General features: G+C 64.4%; 19 protein-coding genes. 2 read left to right on the top strand and 17 right to left on the bottom strand.

What is annotated here, in order from left to right:
- Positions 1–177: 177 nt before the first annotated feature.
- Both C1922_RS00095 and C1922_RS00090 read left to right on the top strand, forming a co-directional pair.
- The gene (locus C1922_RS00095) at positions 178–1,194 is read left to right on the top strand and encodes a class 1 fructose-bisphosphatase (protein WP_108747918.1); all 1,017 of its coding nucleotides are present in this window, start codon (positions 178–180) and stop codon (positions 1,192–1,194) included.
- A gap of 108 nt (positions 1,195–1,302) precedes the next feature.
- Positions 1,303–2,010, top strand: coding sequence for a 2OG-Fe(II) oxygenase (locus C1922_RS00090; protein WP_108747917.1), 708 nt, complete (start codon positions 1,303–1,305; stop codon positions 2,008–2,010).
- A gap of 28 nt (positions 2,011–2,038) precedes the next feature.
- Here the strand turns inward: C1922_RS00090 and C1922_RS00085 are convergent, their stop codons facing one another.
- The 17 genes from C1922_RS00085 to dnaA form a co-directional block, all read right to left on the bottom strand.
- Complete coding sequence (locus tag C1922_RS00085; RefSeq protein WP_108747916.1) at positions 2,039–2,656, bottom strand: hypothetical protein; 618 nt, start codon at positions 2,654–2,656, stop codon at positions 2,039–2,041.
- Positions 2,657–2,829: 173 nt separating this feature from the next.
- On the bottom strand, positions 2,830–3,198 hold the full coding sequence (locus C1922_RS00080; protein ID WP_108747915.1) for a hypothetical protein: 369 nt from the start codon (positions 3,196–3,198) through the stop codon (positions 2,830–2,832).
- A 154-nt stretch (positions 3,199–3,352) separates the two neighbouring features.
- The gene (locus C1922_RS00075; protein WP_108747914.1) at positions 3,353–4,465 is read right to left on the bottom strand and encodes a PA0069 family radical SAM protein; all 1,113 of its coding nucleotides are present in this window, start codon (positions 4,463–4,465) and stop codon (positions 3,353–3,355) included.
- 210 nt (positions 4,466–4,675) lie between these two features.
- The gene (locus C1922_RS00070) at positions 4,676–5,419 is read right to left on the bottom strand and encodes a pyridoxine 5'-phosphate synthase (RefSeq protein WP_108747913.1); all 744 of its coding nucleotides are present in this window, start codon (positions 5,417–5,419) and stop codon (positions 4,676–4,678) included.
- Between the two features lie 9 nt (positions 5,420–5,428).
- Positions 5,429–5,680, bottom strand: coding sequence for a hypothetical protein (locus C1922_RS00065; protein WP_108747912.1), 252 nt, complete (start codon positions 5,678–5,680; stop codon positions 5,429–5,431).
- A 40-nt stretch (positions 5,681–5,720) separates the two neighbouring features.
- Entirely contained in the window at positions 5,721–7,181 is a 1,461-nt protein-coding gene (gene cls, locus C1922_RS00060; RefSeq protein ID WP_108747911.1) for a cardiolipin synthase, read from the bottom strand.
- A gap of 168 nt (positions 7,182–7,349) precedes the next feature.
- Entirely contained in the window at positions 7,350–7,763 is a 414-nt protein-coding gene (locus tag C1922_RS00055) for a biopolymer transporter ExbD (protein ID WP_065200109.1), read from the bottom strand.
- Between the two features lie 3 nt (positions 7,764–7,766).
- The gene (locus C1922_RS00050) at positions 7,767–8,192 is read right to left on the bottom strand and encodes a biopolymer transporter ExbD (protein WP_025875550.1); all 426 of its coding nucleotides are present in this window, start codon (positions 8,190–8,192) and stop codon (positions 7,767–7,769) included.
- Positions 8,193–8,249: 57 nt separating this feature from the next.
- Positions 8,250–9,011, bottom strand: coding sequence for a TonB-system energizer ExbB (gene exbB / locus C1922_RS00045; protein WP_108747910.1), 762 nt, complete (start codon positions 9,009–9,011; stop codon positions 8,250–8,252).
- Positions 9,012–9,103: 92 nt separating this feature from the next.
- Positions 9,104–9,661 (bottom strand): energy transducer TonB, encoded by a 558-nt coding sequence (locus C1922_RS00040; RefSeq protein ID WP_199912020.1) that lies wholly within the window; start codon positions 9,659–9,661, stop codon positions 9,104–9,106.
- Between the two features lie 255 nt (positions 9,662–9,916).
- Complete coding sequence (locus C1922_RS00035) at positions 9,917–11,104, bottom strand: DUF4032 domain-containing protein (protein ID WP_108747908.1); 1,188 nt, start codon at positions 11,102–11,104, stop codon at positions 9,917–9,919.
- 131 nt (positions 11,105–11,235) lie between these two features.
- Positions 11,236–12,042 carry a M48 family metallopeptidase gene (locus C1922_RS00030; protein WP_108747907.1) on the bottom strand — a complete coding sequence of 269 codons (807 nt, stop codon included), beginning with the start codon at positions 12,040–12,042 and terminating at the stop codon, positions 11,236–11,238.
- Between the two features lie 69 nt (positions 12,043–12,111).
- On the bottom strand, positions 12,112–12,957 hold the full coding sequence (locus C1922_RS00025) for a CPBP family intramembrane glutamic endopeptidase (RefSeq protein WP_108747906.1): 846 nt from the start codon (positions 12,955–12,957) through the stop codon (positions 12,112–12,114).
- A gap of 67 nt (positions 12,958–13,024) precedes the next feature.
- Entirely contained in the window at positions 13,025–15,484 is a 2,460-nt protein-coding gene (gene gyrB / locus C1922_RS00020; RefSeq protein ID WP_108747905.1) for a DNA topoisomerase (ATP-hydrolyzing) subunit B, read from the bottom strand.
- 111 nt (positions 15,485–15,595) lie between these two features.
- Complete coding sequence (gene recF / locus C1922_RS00015) at positions 15,596–16,690, bottom strand: DNA replication/repair protein RecF (protein WP_108747904.1); 1,095 nt, start codon at positions 16,688–16,690, stop codon at positions 15,596–15,598.
- 876 nt (positions 16,691–17,566) lie between these two features.
- Positions 17,567–18,667, bottom strand: coding sequence for a DNA polymerase III subunit beta (gene dnaN / locus C1922_RS00010; RefSeq protein WP_005411731.1), 1,101 nt, complete (start codon positions 18,665–18,667; stop codon positions 17,567–17,569).
- A gap of 276 nt (positions 18,668–18,943) precedes the next feature.
- Positions 18,944–20,275: a chromosomal replication initiator protein DnaA gene (gene dnaA, locus C1922_RS00005; RefSeq protein ID WP_108747903.1), complete on the bottom strand. Its 1,332-nt coding sequence runs from the start codon at positions 20,273–20,275 to the stop codon at positions 18,944–18,946.

The raw sequence follows: 20,275 nt of genomic DNA, 5'->3' as shown, positions 1-20,275 counted from the left end.
TTACAGGGATGTACTTGCAGCGTGTCCTGCATCGTCTCCCCCGCCCACGCGCCTCGAAAACAGGAAGGCGCCGCACAGCGCAACGCTCCTGTAATCGATTTCCCCTCAAACCCATCACGCACGCGCCGCGCGCAGCAGCGACAATAGCCGTTTCCCCGCTGCCAAGGCCCGCCCGCCATGTCCCGTACTTCGCTGACCCGGTACCTGATTCAAGAACAGCACGCCGGCCGCATCAACGCCGACCTGCGCCAGCTGATCGCCGTGGTCGCCCGCGCCTGCACCAGCATCTCCATCGCCGTCAGCAAGGGCGCCCTTGGCGGCGTACTGGGCGATGCCGGCACCGGCAACGTGCAGGGCGAAGCGCAGAAGAAGCTGGACGTGATCAGCAATGAGATCCTGCTGGAAGCCAATGCCTGGGGCGGCCACCTGGCCGCCTGCGCATCGGAAGAGATGGACCACAGCCAGCCGGTACCGGACATCTACCCGCGCGGCGATTTCCTGCTGCTGTTCGATCCCCTCGACGGCAGTTCGAACATCGACGTCAACGTCTCGGTCGGCACCATCTTCTCGGTGCTGCGCTGCCCCACCCATGTCGAACTGCCGGGTGATGATGCCTTCCTGCAGCCGGGCAGCAAGCAGATTGCCGCCGGCTACTGCATCTACGGGCCCAGCACCCAGCTGGTGCTGACCGTCGGCCATGGCACCCACGCCTTCACCCTGGACCGCGAAACCGGTGAGTTCGTGTTGACCACCGCCAACATGCAGATTCCCGCCGCCACCCAGGAATTTGCCATCAACATGTCCAACCAGCGCCACTGGGAAGCCCCCATGCAGGCCTACGTGGGCGATCTGCTGGCCGGCAAGGAGGGCGCGCGCGGCAAGAACTTCAACATGCGCTGGATCGCCAGCATGGTGGCCGACGTGCATCGCATCCTGACCCGCGGCGGCATCTTCATCTACCCGTGGGACAAGAAGGAACCGGGCAAGGCCGGCAAGCTGCGCCTGATGTACGAAGCCAACCCGATGGGCCTGCTGGTGGAACAGGCCGGCGGCGCCGCGTGGACCGGCCGCGAACGCATCGTCGACATCCAGCCCGAGCATCTGCACCAGCGCGTGCCGGTGTTCCTGGGCTCGCGCGAGGAAGTGGCCGAAGCGGTGCGCTATCACCAGGAGCATGACGCGAAGAGCGTCTGACGGCGGCCATCCCTACGGCGGTCATGGCACAACGATGACATGACCGCAGGGTGACAGCAGCGGCGGCAAACGGCACCATCAGGCCCTTGCCGCCGAAGGAATGTACGCATGCACGAGCCGGGTCCGGTCGATTTCATCGAAGTCATCCACAACGCCGTCCCCAGCGACGTCTGCGCCGCCATCGTCGCCCGCATGCGCGCCAGCCAGCACCTGACACCGGGCGCGGTGGGCAGTGGTGTGTTCCCGGAACTCAAGCGCAGCAAGGATCTGCGCATCAGTGGCGCGGACGGCTGGAAGGATGTGGACAGCGCGCTGCAGCAGGCGGTTTTCGCCGGACTGTTGACTTATCTACGCCGTTATCCACAGGCGTTGATCGCACCGCTGATGTTGCAGATCCAGGACAGCAACGGCCAGCCGCGCCGACTGTCGGCCGAGGATTTCCCCGACATGGCGCAGGAGCAGCTGGCCGACCTGGCCCGCACCTGCCTGCGCCCGGGCGCCATCAACCTGCAGTGGTATGCGGCGGGCGAGGGCGGTTACCCGTATTGGCACTGCGAGCTGTACCCGAAGGACCCGCAGGCCGAAACCCTGCACAGGCACCTGCTGTGGACGCTGTACCTCAACGATGCGTTCGAGGAAGGCGAAACCGAATTCCTGTTCCAGGGCCGCAAGATCGCACCGCGCACCGGCAGCCTGCTGATCGCGCCGACAGCGTTCACCCATACCCATCGTGGCAATCGGCCGCAGGGTGGCGACAAGTTCATCGCGACGAGTTGGATCCTGTTCCAGAGTGCGCAGAAGTTGTTTGGGGGGTGAATCCTGTCCCCACGGGCGTCGCATCCGATTAGCTTTTCGGGGGATTCGCCTCGTCAAAGGGAGAATCATCGCTCCCCGGTCTTCCCTCCCACGCGCGCAGTTCGGCGATGTCCGCGCTGTCGGCCTTGATCTCACGATGGATGCTGACAGGAGCGTCACAGTCTTCCGGCCAATCCAGAGGGCTTGCGAGCGTGAACGTCGCCTGCAACGAAACCTCGATCCGGTTGCGCTCGACTGCATCGATGATGACCTGGCCGGAAGCAGCCGTGCTGTAGCAGCCACTCTTGCCTGCAAAAGCACTCGCCCCCTTGCTGAAGAACACACGTACTCCTGCATCGCCAACAGCCAGGATCTGCCCAGCGCGCAGCACTCCAGGAAGTACAACCGTCAGCTTCGAGAAACTCGACCTGTCGGCATTCCAGGCACGCTTGAATTCCCGCACAGCGACCACGGTCTGCGCGCCATCGAAAATTCTGTGGCACGAAAAGGGCAAGCTTCTCGTATCAACGTCAAGGCACGTGTCTTCAATCGATGACGCATGGCTGACGAAGAACGCAGATCGATCCGCTGCGGCGGCGGCCGTCGGAAGCCAAGCCAGCATCGCCAACGTGATGGATCGCGCGTGCAATCTACTGAGTACGATCACAGCCGCCTCCTTTCAATCCTTGATAGACGACGAAGCCGATTGCCCGCAAGGAAAACAGTGCAAACAGCACGATAGGTGCCCAGAGAATTATCTTGATCGTTGTCTCAGAGGATAGGTAGCGTCGAGCTTGCTCGACGGCTCTTTGCTGCGCGCTCAGTCGAGCAAGCTCGACGCTACAGGGCCAGCGCGACGCACACGGCGATCAGCACGATAACCAGAACGGGTACTACGTAGCGCAGCAGCACGCGGTTGAGGCGCTCGGCCGATCGATCGTCGTCCTGCACGCGCTGCAGCAGCGTCTGCCGGTCCAGGTAGCAGCGGTCGGTCGCCACGACCTCGACCAAGCCTTCGTCGATCATGTCGTACAGCACCTCTTCCAGCTCCACATCGAATGCGGCCAACGGAATCGAGGTCGCCGGCGAAAAGGCCTGCCGCTGCTCGAAGTACTCCAGCACCTGGCGATGCTGCGCCTGCATCCAGGGATGAGTGTTGGCAGCGGAAGCGGCGATCGCCGCGGCAAGTACACCATCGTTCACGGACATCTCCTGTCCGGCCCTTCATGGGCCTCGCCCCGATTCTTGGCCGAAGCAAGGCGCCACGTCCACCCCGTCGCGTCGGTCGCGCTTGATTGCCTCCGCTTCGTAGAGTCGAGCTTGCTCGACTGCGTTCAACATCCGTCGAGCAAGCTCGACTCTACTAGAACAACGATCCCTGCGGCGATTCCTTCTGCGGCGGCAACGGCTTCACGAACCGGCTGCATTCCAGCTTCGGCCAGTGGCTGTTCTGCGCATTGAAACCCAGCCGCTTCCGCGCCAGCTTGAACCGGTTGTTCAACAGGTCCGCATACACGCCCTGGCCACGCATGCGCGTGCCGAACTGGCTGTCGTAATCCCTGCCGCCACGCAGCTGCTGGATAGTGCTCATCACGTGTGCGGCGCGGTCGGGGTGGTGGGTTTCCAGCCAGTCGCGGAACAGCGGCGCCACTTCCAGCGGCAGGCGCAGCAGCACGTAACCGGCGGTGCTGGCGCCGGCGTCACGGGCGGCCTCCAGGACGGCCTCCAGCTCGCTGTCGTTGATCCACGGGATCACCGGCGCCACCATCACGCCCACTGGAATGCCGGCCTCGTGCAGCCGCTTCATCGCACGCAGTCGCGCATGCGGAGCCGAAGCGCGCGGTTCCAGCTTGGCTGACAGGTGCGGGTCCAGCGAGGTGACCGAGAAATGCACGCTGACCAGGTTCTCCGCCGCCAGCGGTGCCAGCAGATCGATGTCGCGCTCCACCAGCGCGTTCTTGGTGATCAGCGAAAACGGATGCTTCGTCTCCAGCATTACTTCGATCAGCTGGCGGGTGAGTTTCAACTTGCGTTCGATCGGCTGGTAGGCATCGGTGTTGATGCCCAGCGCGATCGGCTGCGGCACGTAGCCCGGTTTCGCCAGCTCCTTGCGCAGCAGCTGCGGCGCGTTGGTCTTGGCGAACAGCTTGGTTTCGAAGTCCAGGCCTGGCGACAGGTTCAGATAGGCGTGCGAGGGCCGCGCGAAACAGTACGAGCAACCATGCTCGCAGCCGCGGTAGGGGTTCACCGACTGGCTGAATCCCACATCGGGGGAATTGTTGCGGCTGATGATGCTGCGCGCGGTCTCCGCACGCACTTCGGTGCGCAGGCGGGGGGCGCTGAACTCGTCGCTTTCATCTGGCGCCCAGCCGTCATCGATGGCCTCGCTGACCGTGCTTTCGAAGCGGCCGGCCAGGTGCGAGGTGGAACCACGGCCCTTGATGGCGGCGTGGGCCTTGAGAGGCAGGTGCTGCATGTCGCCCTCCGGCCGTTGCTGGGCCGTTAGTATTATTGCTAACCACAGGCGGCGCAAGCGGCGGGAATTCACGTAGCTGTAGGCGTACAGGCGAATCCGGGTGCAGGTTGACCCCAGGGTTATCCACAGGTTCCACGGGGCAGGCGCAGCCGAGCACCGTGGCAATCCAGAAGCCTGGGCCACGGCGGTCTCAACAGCTGCGACGGCGCCTTACAACAAGGCCAGATAGCCCTTCACGGTGGCGTCCAAGCCGTCGTACAGCGCCTCGCCGATCAGCGCGTGGCCAATGGACACTTCCAGCACCTGCGGCACGGCGGCGAGGAAGTCGGGCAGGTTGTCCTGCGACAGGTCATGGCCGGCGTTCACCCCCAGGCCGACCGCCTGGGCGCGGCGTGCGGCGGTAGCGAACAGGTCCAGCATGGCGCGGGCGTCACCAGCGGCGTGGGTCTCGGCATACGGGCCGGTGTAAAGCTCGATGCGATCGGCCCCCACGGCGGCGGCCTGTTCGAGCAACGGGTTGCCGGCATCCACGAACAGGCTGACCCGGCAGCCCATGGCTTTCAGTTCTGCCACCAGCGGACGCAGGCGCTCGCCGTCACGTTCGAAGTCGAAGCCATGGTCGGAGGTGATCTGGCCATCGCCATCGGGCACCAGGGTGGCCTGCGCCGGCCGGGTCTGCGCGCACAGCGGCAGCAGGCCGGGGTAGCCTTCCCGCGGCGGGGCGAAGGGGTTGCCTTCGATGTTGAATTCCACGCCACGGGCACGGGTCAGCGTGGACAGCGCCAGCACGTCCTCTGCGGTGATGTGGCGGCGGTCCGGGCGCGGGTGCACGGTAATGCCATGCGCACCGGCATCCAGGCAGGCCTGGGCGGCGCGCACCACGTCCGGTTCGGCACCGCCGCGCGAGTTGCGCAGGACGGCGATCTTGTTGACGTTGACGCTGAGCTGGGTCATGGAACGGAACTACGGGGTCGGGGAAGGGGGATCGTGTGGGTCACGCGGAGCCTGCTCGCGCAGCCGGCGCACCTGTTCGGCGTCGACCAGGGTGGACGGGTCACGCTGCAGATCGCCGAAGCGGGCCACGTAGCGGCCACGTACCCAGGCCAGCAGGAAGGCCAGCGCCGCCAGCAGCGCCAGCGACATCAGCCCCATGTGCGGGGTCTTCAGGGCGAAGGCGAAGCAGCCCAGCGCCAGCAGCAGGTACAGCCAGTACATGTGCGATCTCCCGCAGGTCAGGCGGCAGTGTAGCGCTGCGTTACAGCAGCGGCGAGGCCAGCCGCGCGAACGCCTCGGGCAGGCGGTGCAGCCACAGCGAACGGGCCGCCTGGTCCTGCACACGGCACGAGCGGTCGAACTCGGCCTGCAGCAGCTCGGCCAGCGCAGCCACCCGGCTGCGGTCGCTGATCATCATCGACAGCTCGAAGTTCAGACGGAAGCTGCGGTGGTCGAAGTTGGCGCTGCCGACGATGCAGACATCATCGTCGGCAATGAAGGCCTTGGTGTGCAGCATGCGCGGGCCGTATTCGTAGATCTTCACCCCGGCATGCAGCAGTTCGTCGAAGTACGAGCGCGCGGCCTGGGTGACGAACCAGGAATCGCTCATCTTCGGCACCAGCAGGCGCACGTCCAGCCCACCCAGTGCGGCCGAGGTCAATGCCATCCGCGCTGCCTCGCCGGGCACGAAGTAGGGGGTGACCAGCCAGACCCGCTCCCGCGCTTCCTGGATGGCCGCTACATGCAGACGGTGGATGGTTTCCCAGCCCGAATCGGGGCCGGATACCAGCACCTGCGCATCGATGCTGCCATCGCCACGCAGCGGCATGTCGGCCGGCCACAGCCGCGCGATATCGAAGCGCGAAGGTTCCTGGCCGCTGGCGTACAGCCAGTCTTCCACGAACACCAGCTGCAGGCTGCGCACCACGTGCCCGGCGACGCGCATGTGCAGGTCGCGGTAGGCGTTGGGGTTGCGGCTTTCGTCTTCTTCGTCGGTGATGTTGATGCCACCGGTGAAGGCCAGGCGCCCATCGACAAGCACCAGCTTGCGGTGGGTACGCAGGTTCAACCACGGCCGTTTGAAGGGCTTCAGCAGCTGCCGTGGGTGGAACCAGATGGCCTCGCCGCCGGCATCCAGCAGCGGCTGCAGGAAGCGCCGCGGCAATGATGAGGAGCCGACCGCATCGAGCAGCAGGCGCACCTGCACCCCGGCCCGCGCACGTTCCACCAGAGCATCGCGCAGCGCCGTACCTGCATGGTCGGGGCTGAAGATGTAGTACTCCAGGTGCACGTGGTCGCGCGCCTCGGCAATGGCCTGCAGCAGGGCCGCATAGGTGGCCGCGCCATCCACCAGCCAGGTCACTTCGGTGGCGGTGCTGGGCGCCAGGCCTGTGGTGGCCTGGGCCACCTTGGCCAGTTCGGTGCAGCCGGCATCGGGCGGGCAGACATCGCTGTAGTGCTCCATGCCCGAGCGCGCGCGGCCACGGCGCAGGCGCTGCCGCTTCACTTTCTGCGGGCCCAGCAGGTAGTAGATGAAGAGGCCCAGATACGGCAGCAGGGCCAGCGACAGGATCCAGCTGAGCGTGGCGACCGGTTCGCGTTTCTGCAGCATGATCCAGCCCGCCAGCGCCAGCAGGTAGAGCAGGTAGGCCACGGCCAGGATCGTGCCCAGATGAGCGATGCCATCAAGCCAGACGCGCAGGGAATCGAAGAGGGCGAGCATGCGCCGATGATAGCGGGCGGGTGCGTGGTGATGGGGTCAGAGCACCCGGGGTCGGATCCCTTCCTGCAGGGAAGGGCTCTGACCCCACCCCCGGGCACAAAAAAAGACGCCCCTGTCTCCAGGGGCGTCTGCAGTCGCGTCATGACTGTTGTGCTGCGGTATTGCGTATTACTGCTGCACGAAGCCGATCTTCTTCATCTGAGCATTCTTCGCGGCGGCCAGAACCTTGGCCATCACGTCGTACTCGGAATCCGGGCTTGCATCGATCCGCAGTTCCGGCTGGTTGGTCGGGTCACGCTGGACCTCCTGTTCCATCCGCTGCTGCAGTTCGTGCGTGCTGATCGGGCTGTTGTTCCACGAGACCTGGTTGCTGGCGTCGATCTTCAGTTCGATCGGCGGCGGCGGTTCGACCAGCTGCGGCGGTGGGTTGAGCACGCGCTGCGGCAGGTCCACGGCGATCGGGTACGTCATGATCGGCGCGGTCACGATGAAGATGATCAGCAGAACCAACATCACGTCCACCAGGGGCGTCACGTTGATGTCAGCCATGGGGCCTTTGCCACCACCACTACTGAATGCCATGGCTTATTGCCCCTTTTCTTTGGTCGCGACGAAGCCGACGTCCAGCATGCCCTGTTCCTGAGCGACCTTGGTCATCTCGTTGATGACGCGCATCTTGGTGGTGCGGTCACCACGCAGGTTCAGCGGCGGCTGCGGGGTCTGCTGGGCGGCGGTCGCCAGGCGCGACTCGAGAGTCTGCTTGTCGATTTCCTCGTCGTTCCAGTAGATCGAACCGTCTTCCTTGACTGCCAGGGTGATGGGGCCCTTGCGGTCGTTGGTGTCGTCCGGCTTCTGGACCAGATTGGCCTCCGGCAGATCCACCTTGACCTTGTGGGACATCAGGGGCGCCGTGATGATGAAGATGATCAGCAGCACCAGCATCACGTCCACGAGGGGCGTAACGTTGATGTCGGCCATGGGGCCGCCGCTGTTACCACTACTGAAAGCCATAACGGGCTCCGTCTAGATCGTGTTGACTACGTTCTCGCTGGGTACAGCGCGTCGCAATTAGCGGACGCGCGAACCGGTGGCGAAGAAGTCGTGCAGGTCGTGCGCGAAGGTATCGAACTTGCTGATGGTCGCGCTGTTGATCTTGCTGAAGAAGTTGAAGGCGAACACGGCCGGGATCGCGACGAACAGACCGATGGCGGTCATGATCAGCGCTTCACCCACCGGGCCGGCAACGGCGTCGATCGAAGCGGAGCCGGTGGCACCGATCTTGATCAGCGCGCCGTAGATGCCCCACACGGTACCCAGCAGACCGACGAACGGAGCGGTTGCACCGACGGTGGCCAGCAGGGTCATGCCCGACTGCAGCTTGTTGCTTTCGCGGGTGACGGCCTGGCGCAGGGCGCGGTCGACGAACTCCGAACGGCTCAGGTTTTCACCCAGGCCACCGGTGGCGCCGCCTTCAGCGCGCTGGTGGTGGGCAGCAGCCTGCGCAGCATCCAGAGCGATCTTCGAGAACGGCTCCGAAGCCGGCTGTTCTTCCATCGCACGGATGGCGTCCTGTGCGTTCGGGGTATCCCAGAACAGGCTGACGACGCGGTCAGCAGCGCTCTTCAGGCGGGTAGCGCGGAAGATGTTGATGACGGTCCAGTACCAGGACATGGCCGACATGACGACCAGGGTCAGCAGCACGACCCAGGAAACGGCGAAATCACCCGGCTTGGTGGTCATTTCGTGGATCAGGTGCTCGAAGCCCATCTGCGACAGGGCGTTGGACGGATTGCCCCCGGCAGCAGCGGCGATGAAAATTTCCTGCAGCATGACGCTTACCTTTGTTGTGTGTGGTGATAAAGGGTGTAGCTAAGCTAGACAATCGAACCGGAGGAGGGGTGGCCGGCGGCCACCCGCTCGCATCAGTTCAGCGCAAAGTTGACCGGGACGCGGACGCGACCAGCAGCCTTCTTACCGCCAGATTCAGCGGCGTTGAAACGCCACTTGCGCGCGGCTTCCATCGCAGCACGGTCCAGGTCGCGGTTACGGCTGGACTTTTCCACCGTGACATTGGTGACGTTGCCCTGGGCGTCGACATCAATGATCAGGATCACTTCGCCCTGGATACCAGCGCGGAAAGCGGCCGGCGGGTAGCGCGGCGGATTCATGGCCTTCGACGAGATGTCGACGCTGGCCTCGATCGACGCCGGCGGTGCCGGCGGCGCCGGAGGCGACGGCGGGGTGACGATATCGTTCGGGCGCGGTTCCGGCACGTCGACGACCGGCGCCTGCGGCGGCGGCGGGACGGGCGACGGCTTCGGCGGCGACAGATTCTTCACCGGCGGCGGCGGAGTATCCTGCGGCGGCGGCGGCGGCGGCGGCGGCGGCGGTGGCGGCGGCGCGTCGACGATGGTCACCATGACGTTGCGCTCCTTCTCAGCCACGGCCTTGGGGGCCACAGCGGGGATCAGGAGCATCATGAAGGCGGCCAGATGCAGGGCGATTACAAACGCGATGCCGACGATGCGAGGCCAGCTCAGCCCCTTGTCATCGGGTTGTTCGTACCGGTGAACGACTAGTTGTTCCGTCATGCGCCAAGAGCTCAATAGTGGGGCCGGAGTCCCGGGGGGCGGGATCCCTGATCAGCGGTGCATGACACCGCAGGAACCTCCAAGCTTATACCAATCCTGAGCGCCTGCGCATCAATCTCGCAGGCGTTCAGGCGTTATTCCTACTTACTTCAGGTTGATGATTTTCTTGGCATCAGCCTGGTTCTTCACGCCCTTCGCCAGCGCCTGCTGGGCGGCCTGCTTGGCCTCCGGAACGCGACCTTCGGCATGCAGGACGCGTGCCAGGTTCAGGTAGGTCTCACCGTCCTTGGACAGCGGGGCAGCCTTCTGCCACGCCTCGATCGCCTGCGGCACCTGGTCGGAGTAGTAGTAGGACTGGGCCAGGGCCAGGTAAACCTGGTAATCCGGCTTCAGGATGCCCTTCTGCAACCCTTCGTTGATGACCGCGATGACGTCCTTTTCCTTGTTCTCGGTGTTGGCATAGATCGAGTACAGCTGCTTGTACTCGCGCTCTTCGGTGAGCTGGCCGCTGCTGCGCAGCTTGTCCATCACCGCGGCGGCCTTGGGCATCTGGTCGGCCTGCATGTACATGTTGGCCAGGTTCAGCTGCGCCTTCTTGTCGTTCGGGTTCTTCGCTGCCAGCGCCTCGGCGGTCTTCACCGCTTCACCGGTCTGGCCGGCTTCGGACAGGGCCGCCATCAGCAGCTGGTTCCAGTTGTCCTTCGGCTCGGTTGCGCCGGCAATGGCCTGCTGCAGCACCGGGATGGCTTCCTGGTAGCGCTCCAGCTGGTACAGCGCCTGGCCCTTGGCGATCAGCTCTTCCGGCTTGTTCGACTTGCTCTCGGCGAAGTACTTGTCCAGCGTGGCCAGGCCTTCGGCGGTCTGGTCTTCCTGCAGCTGCAGCTGGCCCAGCATGAGCATGGCCTGGAAGTGGCCGTTGTTGTCCAGGCCGTTCAGCTGCAGGGCCTGCTTGAGGTAGGTGATCGCGCCGGCGGTGTCGTCGGTCTGGTAGGCGGCCTGCGAAGCGAGCTGCGCAGCCAGCGACTTGTCGTAGTTGTTCGACGCGCTGTTGCCCAGGATCTCGCCGGCAACCTGCAGGGTCTCCGGGAACTTCTGATCGTTGTAGTTGTCAATCAGCTTCTGCAGCTTGCTGCCCATCTTCGAGGACGCCTTTTCCTTCGGCTCCTCACGGGTGGCGTTCGGGTACAGGACTTCGGCCTTGGCCTGCTTGCCGCCGCGGTTGCCACGCTCGGACGAACGCGAGGACTGCGCGAACGCATCGGTGACCACGGCGCCGGTCAGGGCAGTGGCGATCAGGACGGAAAGCACAGCTTTGTGGTTACGGAAAATCATCGTTCACCTCGATCGAACCGCCCGGAGCGGCAAAGTCGGACTGTCAGAAAAATCTGAGCCGCCAAACGTATCAGAAACGGATGGCATGAGAAATCGTTTTATGTGCTGCAGTACAGCATGAATCTGCGCACTCACCCACACTTTGGCCGGCGACCGGCCGCCTGTGCTTGCTGGTAAACCGGCGCCAAGGCAGGGGCGTCACGCTGCAGTTCGCGGATACGGTTGGCCGGATCGGGGTGGGTGGACAGCCATTGCGGGCTGCGTCCGCCACTGGCGGCCATCATGTTCTGCCACAGATCCACTGCCTGGGCGGGGTTGAAACCGGCCTGGGCCATCAGCCGCTGGCCGATCACATCGGCCTCGCTTTCCTGGGTACGTGAGCCCGGCAGCAGGAAGGCCGCCTGCGCGCCCATGCCGCCCAGCTGATTGACCGTGCTGGCCGCGCCATCGCCGCCGTAGGCACCGGCCAGCGCTCCCAGCACCGCCAGGCCGGTCTGCGCGCCCATCTGCCGGGTGATGCGCTCTTCGTGGTGGCGGGCGATCACATGGCCGATCTCGTGGCCGATGACCGCCGCCAGCTGGTCCTGGTTCTTGGCCACGGTGAAGATGCCGCTGTTCACCCCCACCTTGCCGCCGGGCAGGGCAAAGGCGTTGGGTTCCTTGTCCACGAACACGGCTGTTTCCCACCGTACGCCACGGTATTGATCGGGAAGCTGCGCCACCAGCGCATTGACCACGCACTGCACGTAGCCGTTCTGGCGGCCGTCGGTGCTGATCTTTTCCTTCTGCTTGGTTTCGGCGAACGCCTGTGCGCCCAGCTGGTCCAGCTGGGCCTGCGACACGCCGCCCACCATCTGCCGGCGGCCGGTGGGCGAGGTGGTGGTCGCGCACGCGGCCACCAGCGACGTAATGAGCAGGGCGAGCAGCAGTGATTTCATGGAATCCCCCGTGTTCATGCAGGCAGTGTGTACCGCGCCTGCTTAATCTTTCGTCAAGCGCGCGTGGCCTTACGTGGCGCCGAAGAACACCAGCGCCGCCAGCGCCACAGCGTTGTTCAGGCCGTGCGCGGCAATGGCGGCCCATAGCGTACCGGTGCGCTTGTACAGCCAGCAGAACGCCGCGCCCATGCCGCCGTAGACCAGCCACAGCTGGGCGATCTCGGCCGGACCATTGGCGCTGGTTCCGGGAATTTCATGGATCAGGGCGAAGGCCAGGCTGCTGAGCAGCATGCCCAGCCAGGGCCGGCCGGCCTGCCACAGGCGCCCGAACAGCACGCGGCGGAACAGCAGCTCTTCGTAGGCCGGCGCCAGCACCACCGCAAACAGCACCAGGAACACCGGGAACTGGGCAATGGCGTTCTGCATCAGGTGCAGGTTGGTGGGCACCGGTTCCACGCCCAGCTGCTTGGCCAGGAACGCGATGCCGTTGCTGCCGATCACGATCAGGGTGGCCACCAGCAGCGTCCAGCCCCAGGTCGCAGGGCGGCGCAGTGCCTGCAGCGAGCGCTGGCGTTCGGCGGCATTGGCCGGCCGGCGCCAGAAGTAGACCAGCAACGCGGCGCCACCGGTGGCCACCAGCGCCATCACCACCTGTGCCAGGGCACCGGGTTGGCCGAGCTGGGCGGCCAGCGCACCGGCATCGGCGGCTTCGCCACCGGCTTTGGCATTGGCCACGCTGATCGACACGGTACGTGTCAGGCCCCAGACCATGCCGCTGATCAGGCTGAGCCCGAACAGCGCTACCACGGCAATGCCCAGATCGATGAAGAAGCCGGCCAGCGGCGAGGAGGCGCGGGGCGCGGCGGATGCCGGAGGAACCGGCGGCGGTGCGGAAACCGGAGCGGAAGCAGACATCGGCTACCTGTGGTCAAGGGACGACGGCCGGCGCGCCTCCCCGCGCACCGGCCAGCAGTCGAGTGTGTCAGATATCCAGGTTGGCGACCTTCAACGCGTTGTCTTCGATGAAGTCACGACGCGGTTCGACCACATCGCCCATCAGGGTGCTGAAGATCTGGTCAGCCGCGACCGCGTCCTCGATGCGTACCTGCAGCAGGCGGCGGGTATCGGGGTTCACCGTGGTATCCCAGAGCTGTTCCGGGTTCATTTCACCCAGACCCTTGAAGCGCTGGATCTGGCGGCCGCGCTTGGCTTCGTCCAGCAGCCAGTTCTGTGCCTTGGCGAAGCTGTCCACTTCAATGGACTTGGCACCGCGGGCAATGGTGGCACCGTCGCGCACCAGGCCGTGCAGCAGCTTGGCGGCCTGATGGATGGCGCGCAGTTCGCCGCTTTCAAAGGCCGACAGCGGCAGCACCTGGATATGTTCCTCGCCCATGTGGCGGCGGGTGACCAGCACGGCGGCGGAGCGCTCTTCGGTGGCGTCCTGCAGTTCCAGGGTGAAGCGCGGGCTGCCCAGGCTGCCCTGGTTGAGCTGCTTGACCAGTGCGTCCAGACCTTCGCCGGCCGGCGCATTGCGCAGGCTTTCCAGATCCATCGGCACGAAATCGACCAGCGCTTCCAGCAGCAGGCGATCGTAGCGGTGCGCGTTGCGGGCGATCGCGTCCTGCGCGCCGGCGTAGGCCAGCAGCAGTTTTTCCAGCGCCACGCCTTCGATGCCGGGTTCGCCGGACGCCGGCACCAGCGAGGCGTTTTCAACCGCGCTGCTGGCCAGATAGCTGTCCAGCGCCGGGTCGTCCTTCAGGTACAACTCGGTCTTGCCCTGCTTGATCTTGTACAGCGGCGGCAGGCCGATGTAGACGTAGCCGCGCTCGATCAGCTCCGGCATCTGACGGTAGAAGAACGTCAGCAGCAGGGTACGGATGTGCGCGCCGTCGACGTCGGCGTCGGTCATGATGATGATCTTGTGGTAGCGCAGCTTGTCCGGGTTGTACTCGTCGCGGCCGATGCCAGTGCCCAGCGCGGTGATCAGCGTACCAACCTGGTCGGAGGACAGCATGCGGTCGAAGCGTGCGCGTTCCACGTTGAGGATCTTGCCGCGCAGCGGCAGCACGGCTTGGTTCTTGCGATTGCGGCCCTGCTTGGCCGAACCACCTGCCGAGTCACCCTCGACGATGAACAGTTCGGACAGCGCCGGATCTTTTTCCTGGCAATCGGCCAGCTTGCCCGGCAGGCCGGCGATATCCAGCGCGCCCTTGCGGCGGGTCAGGTCGCGCGCCTTGCGTGCGGCTTCACGTGCACGCGCGGCATCGACGATCTTGCCGGCGATGGCCTTGGCTTCGTTCGGGTTTTCCTGCAGGAACTCTTCCAGACGCGCACCGAAGGCGTTTTCCACCGCCGGACGCACGTCGGAACTGACCAGCTTTTCCTTGGTCTGGCTGGAGAAGCTGGGATCGGGCACCTTCACCGACAGCACGGCGATCATGCCTTCGCGCATGTCGTCGCCGGTCAGGTTGATCTTGGCCTGCTTGGCGATGCCGTTCTGCTCGATGTAGTTGTTGAGCACGCGGGTCAACGCACCGCGGAAACCGGCCAGGTGGGTACCGCCGTCCTTCTGCGGGATGTTGTTGGTGAAGCAGTACATCGTCTCCTGGTAGGAGTCGGTCCACTGCAGCGCCACGTCCACCACGATGTTGTTGTGCTCGCCGGTAACGGCGATCACGTTCGGGTGCAGCGGGGTTTTCAGCTGGGCCAGATGCTCCACGAAGCTGCGGATGCCGCCTTCGTAGTGGAAATCATCGCGGCGGCCATCACCGCGCTCGTCGGCCAGCACGATCTTGACGCCGGAATTGAGGAACGACAGTTCGCGCAGGCGGCGGGCCAGGATGTCGTAGTGGAATTCCACGTTGTTGTGGAACGCCACCACCGACGGCCAGAAGCGCACGGTGGTACCACGCTTGGTGGTGGTGCCCAGTTGCTTCAGAGGCGTAACCGCGGCGCCATCGCTGAATTCCTGCTGGTAGTGGAAGCCATTCTGGAACACGTCCACCAGCAGCTTCTGCGACAACGCATTGACCACGCTGACGCCCACGCCGTGCAGGCCGCCGGACACCTTGTAGCTGTTGTCGTCGAACTTGCCGCCGGCGTGCAGCACGGTCATCACCACTTCGGCAGCCGACACTTCGCGGCCGAGCTTGGCGCTCATCTGCTCGTGCTTGCCGGTGGGGATGCCGCGACCGTTGTCCGACACCGACACCGAGCCGTCGGCGTGGATCGTCACAGCGACGTGGTCGGCATGGCCGGCCAGCGCTTCGTCGATGGAGTTGTCGACAACCTCGAACACCATGTGGTGCAGACCGGTGCCGTCATGGACGTCGCCGATGTACATGCCAGGACGCTTGCGGACAGCCTCGAGCCCTTCCAGGGCGGTGATGCTGTTGGCGTCGTAGTTGCCGTTGTTTACCGGGGTGTTCTGTTCGTCGGTCATTGCGCTTGCCGTAGGCTCCGCAGGTCGGGCACCACGTGGAGCGGTGCGCCGGGTAAGTAGGGGTACAGCGTGAATTATACCAGCCGGGCCTTGCGGGCCCTGATGTTGCCACTATGGCACAGCCACGATCCGTGCATGTTCCACGTGGAACCGGGTGATGTCGTGCAGATCCACCAGCGCCGCCGGCGTCTCGGTGGCGGTGACGAAGATCTGCGCCGGCCCGGCCAGCAGCCGCTGCAGCACGCGGGCCTGATGAGTGCGATCCAGCTCTGAGGCCAGATCATCCAGCGCGATCACCGGCCATTCGCCACGCTGCTCGGCATAGTCCTCGGCCTGTGCCAGCAGGCAGGCCAGCGCCGTCAGCTTGGCCTGGCCACGGGACAAGGCATCGCGACCGGGAATGCTGTGGAACTCCACGCTCCAGTCGGCGCGATGTGGGCCCACCGAGGTGTAACCGGCCTGGCGGTCACGTTCGCGGGCCAGCAGAAGCGCATCGGCCAGCGGCAGCTCGTGCCGGCGCCAGCCGGGGCTGAGATTCAGGCCCTGGATGCCCAGCTGCGGCGCAAGCTCAGTCGCCAAGGCGATCGTTCGCTCCTGCAACCGCTCCAGGTAGTGCTGGCGTCGGCTGGTCAGCGGTTCGCCCGCTTCGGCCAGCTCGTGGTCCCACGTATCCAGCATCCGCGAGGGTCCGCCTTGCTTCAGCAGCGCATTGCGCTGCTTCAGTGCGCGGGAGTAGCGGCGCCACAGCGAAAGAAAGTCTGGTTCCACGTGGAACAGGCCCCAATCCAGGAAGCGCCGACGCGGTTCACCGCCGCCGCTGACCAGGGCGTGGCTGCCGGGTTCGAACGTCACGACCGCAAGGGCCGCGCAGAGATTCCCGAGCTGGGCCACATCTTCGCCATCCAGGCGGCCTTTCCATTCCTGCCCGCTGTGGCGCAGGCCGGCCTTGCGACGGTGGGGCGGGTGGCTGGAACGCTGTTCGTCCCATTCGACGAAGATCTCCAGCGCATCCTGGCCCTGCTGCACCAATCCGTCGCGCACCCGGCCGCGGAAGCTGCGGCCATAGGCCATCAGGTGCAGCGCTTCCAGCACGCTGGTCTTGCCCGCACCGTTATCGCCGGTCAGCAGGTTCAAGCCCGGCTGGGGCGACAGCTCCACCGCACTGAAGCGGCGCAGTTGGTTCAACGCGAGTCGGCGGATCAGCATGGGACGCGGGGGACCAGCCGCTCGGGGCGGCAACAGGGCAGGGAATCCATCAGCTTACTGCATCGGTCAAGGCCACCATCGCAGTCCGGGGGCGATGGCGGCCGACGGTAACGCGCGCTCCGGACAGCGAATGGGTTCCACGTGTCGCGGTGCCGATTACTGCCCGCGCTGGCCGCAGGAACAGCGCCAATTTCTTGAAATCTGCGGGTCTTGGCAGGGGCGGCGTAAGCAGAATTCAACAGATCTGCGCCCTCGCCAGGCCCCGTCGCGCAGTTCGGTGCAGGGGAGCGGGCGGGCCAATGCCCTGATTGCTTGAAATCTGCTGGGCGGAGCAGCCGAGGGTTCCACAGATTTCAAAAAATTCAGGCGCTGCGTTCCACGCTGTCCACAGCCGGTCTGTATGACTTATGCACAAGGCATGGGCAATCTGTGGATAAAAAAGCAGCTTTTGACCGCTGGCAAAACTATCCACAGCTTCCCCCCCAGCCCCAGAGCCCGATATACAGGGGGTTTCAGGTGTATAAATCTTTTTAAAAACAACTAGATAAGCTTGTTTTCCACGAAATCTGGCTCTACCAGCACCACCATGCTTTAGATTTATACCCAGATTTAAAAGCTTGGGACGCCCTCGCGTGCACGAATCAACACCTGTGGACAGTAGCGTCTGCAGATGCAGTTACCCCTCGCCGAACAAATCCCCGGGGTAGGCCCAACCGAGCTGTTGATGGAACGAAGCACAGCGCGTGGGCGTGCGCTAGCTCACCAACGGTGCGGTGCAGGAATTCAGGAGTCCACAAGCTGCAATGCTCCACGTGGAACAAAAAAAACGCCCGGATACCCGGGCGTCTTCTTGTTTCACGTGGAACACGCCCTGGGTCAGAGACGCAGCGGCATCACCACGTGGCGCGACTTCTCGCTGCTGGATTCACGCACCAGCGCAGAGGAGTTGGAATCGCGCAGCTGGATGATGACTTCCTCGTCGCGCAGGGCGGACAGCGCATCCAGCAGGTAGTTAACGTTGAAGCCAATGGCCAGGTCGCTGACCGTGGTATCGGCTTCGATCTCTTCCTGGGCTTCTTCCTGCTCGGGGTTGTGCGCGCTGATCTTCAGGTTGCCCGGCGAGACTTCCACGCGGATGCCGCGGTACTTCTCGTTGGACAGGATCGCGGCACGCTGCAGCGAAGCACGCAGCGCTTCACGGTCAACCTTCACTTCGCGATCGGCACCAATCGGGATCACCGCTTCGTAATCCGGGAAGCGGCCGTCGATCAGCTTCGAGGTGAAGGTGACATCGTCGCGCTTGACGCGCACGTGGCTGCGGCCAACTTCCAGCTCGATCTCGCGATCGCCGCTTTCCAGCAGGCGCTGCAGTTCGGTCACGCCCTTGCGCGGCACGATGATCTGGCGCTTGGAACCGCTGGGCTTGGCCAGATCGGTTTCACACAGGGCCAGGCGGTGGCCGTCGGTGGCCACGGTCCGCAGGGCATCGCCGCGCAGATCGAACAGCAGGCCGTTGAGGTAGTAGCGCACGTCCTGCTGGGCCATCGCGAACGCGGTGCGTTCGATCAGTTCCTTCAGGGTCGCTTCGCCAATGGCCACGCGCTCGGTGGCTTCCACTTCGTCCACCGACGGGAAGTCATTGGAGGGCAGGGTCGCCAGGGTGAAGCGGCTGCGGCCGGCCTGCACGGTGATCTTGTCACCGGTCTGCGAGACGGTGATCCGGCTGCCGTCTGGCAGGGCGCGGATGATCTCGAACAGCTTGCGGGCGGGAATGGTGGTTTCGCCGTCCTGGGCATCTTCAACCGCGATCCGCGACACCATCTCCACTTCCAGGTCGGTACCGGTCAGCGACAGCTGGCCGTTCTGCACCTGGACCAGGAAATTGGCCAGAACCGGAAGGGTCTGGCGGCGTTCGACCACGTTGACGACCTGTGCCAACGGCTTGAGAAAGGCTTCGCGCTGCAGTGTGAAACGCATGTGGTTCCGTGCCCCTATGCTTTAAAAAAATGTGGAATAAATCAAAAGCTTGGTGGTGCTGGTAGAGACAGAATTGCTGGAAAACAACCCTAAGTCTTTGTAATAAAAGAGTTTTCAGACCGCGAAACCCTCTGCATTACCGACCCCCAAGGGGTGGGGAAAGCTGTGGATAAATCTGCAGCGATTTCAAACCGCTTTTTTATCCACAACTCATCCCGCGCTTGCTACCGGATTCTGCACCGTTTTGTGCGATGACGCCTTATCGGCGTCGGTGCATCATTCGCTCAGCTTCCGGATCAGCTTGTCCCAGTCCTCGCGGAGCTTGCCGTCGGTTTCCATCAGGGTGCGGATCTGACGGCAGGCGTGCAGCACCGTGGTGTGATCGCGACCGGCGAAGGCGTCGCCGATCTCGGGCAGGCTGTGTTCGGTCAGCTCCTTGGTCAGGGCCATGGCGACCTGACGCGGGCGGGCCAGCGAACGGGTCCGGCGCTTGGACAGCAGATCCTTGATCTGCAGCCCGTAGTAGTCGGCCACGGTTTTCTGGATGTTGGGAATGCTGATCGCCTGCTGCTGGGCGCGCAGCAGATCGCGCAGGGTTTCCTGGGCGAATTCGGTGGTGATCGCGCGGCCGGTGAAATTGGCGCGGGCGGTCAGGGTATTGAGCGCACCTTCCAGGTCGCGCACGTTGGAGCGCATCTTCTTGGCAATCAGGAACGCAACATCGTCGGGAATCTCCGCGCCGCGCTCGCGTGCCTTGGCCAGCACGATCGCTGCGCGCGTCTCGAAGTCCGGCGGTTCGATCGCGACGGACAGGCCCCAGGCAAGCCGCGACTTCAGGCGCGCTTCCAGGCCTTCCACTTCGCGCGGGTACCGGTCGCAGGTCAGGATGATCTGCTGCTTGCCGTCGAACAGCGCGTTGAAGGTGTGGAAGAACTCTTCCTGGGTGCGGTCCTTGCCGGCGAAGAACTGGATGTCATCGATCAGCAGCGCGTCCACCTGCTGGAACTGGCGCTTGAACTGATCCATGGTCTTTTCCTGCAGGGCCCGGATCATCGCGCTGAAGAACTGTTCCGAACGCAGGTAGAGCACCTTCGCACCCGGATTGGCCTGGCGCATGGCATTGCCGGCGGCAAACATCAGGTGGGTCTTGCCCAGGCCGGTGCCCCCGTACAGCAGCAGCGGATTGTGCGCGCGGTCGCCCGGCTTCTGCGCCGCCTGGAACGCCGCGGCCAGACCCAGCTGGTTGCTGCGGCCTTCCACGAAGTTGGCAAACGTGTAGTGGTTGTCCAGGTTGCCGGCAAACGGCACCTGCGGTTCTGCAGCCACCGCCGCTGCCGGGCTTGAAACCGGCGCGTTCTGCGTGTCCGAGGGCCGCGGGCGCGAGCCGATTTCAAGAAAAACGTCGCTGAAACCGGCGAAATGGGCCAGCAGTTCGCGGATGCGCGGCAGGTACAGCTCGCGCACCTGGTCGACGATGAAGGCGTTCGGTGCATACAGCACCAGGCTGTCCACGCGCAGATCGGCCTGCAGTGGCTTCAACCAGGTGTGAACGTCTTCCGGCGGAAACTCCGCTTCGAGGCGTTCGAGACTTCGGGTCCAGGCATCCAT

This window comes from Stenotrophomonas sp. ZAC14D2_NAIMI4_7, assembly GCF_003086675.1.
GTDB lineage: Bacteria > Pseudomonadota > Gammaproteobacteria > Xanthomonadales > Xanthomonadaceae > Stenotrophomonas.
The sequence above is the reverse complement of the archived record's forward strand: the minus strand, read 5'-3'. Positions and strand labels throughout refer to the sequence as shown.

Bases quoted from the DNA above. Each gene is read 5' to 3' on its own strand.
- C1922_RS00095 (WP_108747918.1), top strand. From the start codon at position 178: ATGTCCCGTACTTCGCTGACCCGGTACCTGATTCAAGAACAGCACGCC.
- C1922_RS00090 (WP_108747917.1), top strand. From the start codon at position 1,303: ATGCACGAGCCGGGTCCGGTCGATTTCATCGAAGTCATCCACAACGCC.
- C1922_RS00080 (WP_108747915.1), bottom strand. From the start codon at position 3,198: ATGTCCGTGAACGATGGTGTACTTGCCGCGGCGATCGCCGCTTCCGCT.
- C1922_RS00075 (WP_108747914.1), bottom strand. From the start codon at position 4,465: ATGCAGCACCTGCCTCTCAAGGCCCACGCCGCCATCAAGGGCCGTGGT.
- C1922_RS00070 (WP_108747913.1), bottom strand. From the start codon at position 5,419: ATGACCCAGCTCAGCGTCAACGTCAACAAGATCGCCGTCCTGCGCAAC.
- C1922_RS00065 (WP_108747912.1), bottom strand. From the start codon at position 5,680: ATGTACTGGCTGTACCTGCTGCTGGCGCTGGGCTGCTTCGCCTTCGCC.
- cls (WP_108747911.1), bottom strand. From the start codon at position 7,181: ATGCTCGCCCTCTTCGATTCCCTGCGCGTCTGGCTTGATGGCATCGCT.
- C1922_RS00055 (WP_065200109.1), bottom strand. From the start codon at position 7,763: ATGGCATTCAGTAGTGGTGGTGGCAAAGGCCCCATGGCTGACATCAAC.
- C1922_RS00050 (WP_025875550.1), bottom strand. From the start codon at position 8,192: ATGGCTTTCAGTAGTGGTAACAGCGGCGGCCCCATGGCCGACATCAAC.
- exbB (WP_108747910.1), bottom strand. From the start codon at position 9,011: ATGCTGCAGGAAATTTTCATCGCCGCTGCTGCCGGGGGCAATCCGTCC.
- C1922_RS00040 (WP_199912020.1), bottom strand. From the start codon at position 9,661: ATGATGCTCCTGATCCCCGCTGTGGCCCCCAAGGCCGTGGCTGAGAAG.
- C1922_RS00035 (WP_108747908.1), bottom strand. From the start codon at position 11,104: ATGATTTTCCGTAACCACAAAGCTGTGCTTTCCGTCCTGATCGCCACT.
- C1922_RS00030 (WP_108747907.1), bottom strand. From the start codon at position 12,042: ATGAAATCACTGCTGCTCGCCCTGCTCATTACGTCGCTGGTGGCCGCG.
- C1922_RS00025 (WP_108747906.1), bottom strand. From the start codon at position 12,957: ATGTCTGCTTCCGCTCCGGTTTCCGCACCGCCGCCGGTTCCTCCGGCA.
- gyrB (WP_108747905.1), bottom strand. From the start codon at position 15,484: ATGACCGACGAACAGAACACCCCGGTAAACAACGGCAACTACGACGCC.
- recF (WP_108747904.1), bottom strand. From the start codon at position 16,690: ATGCTGATCCGCCGACTCGCGTTGAACCAACTGCGCCGCTTCAGTGCG.
- dnaN (WP_005411731.1), bottom strand. From the start codon at position 18,667: ATGCGTTTCACACTGCAGCGCGAAGCCTTTCTCAAGCCGTTGGCACAG.
- dnaA (WP_108747903.1), bottom strand. From the start codon at position 20,275: ATGGATGCCTGGACCCGAAGTCTCGAACGCCTCGAAGCGGAGTTTCCG.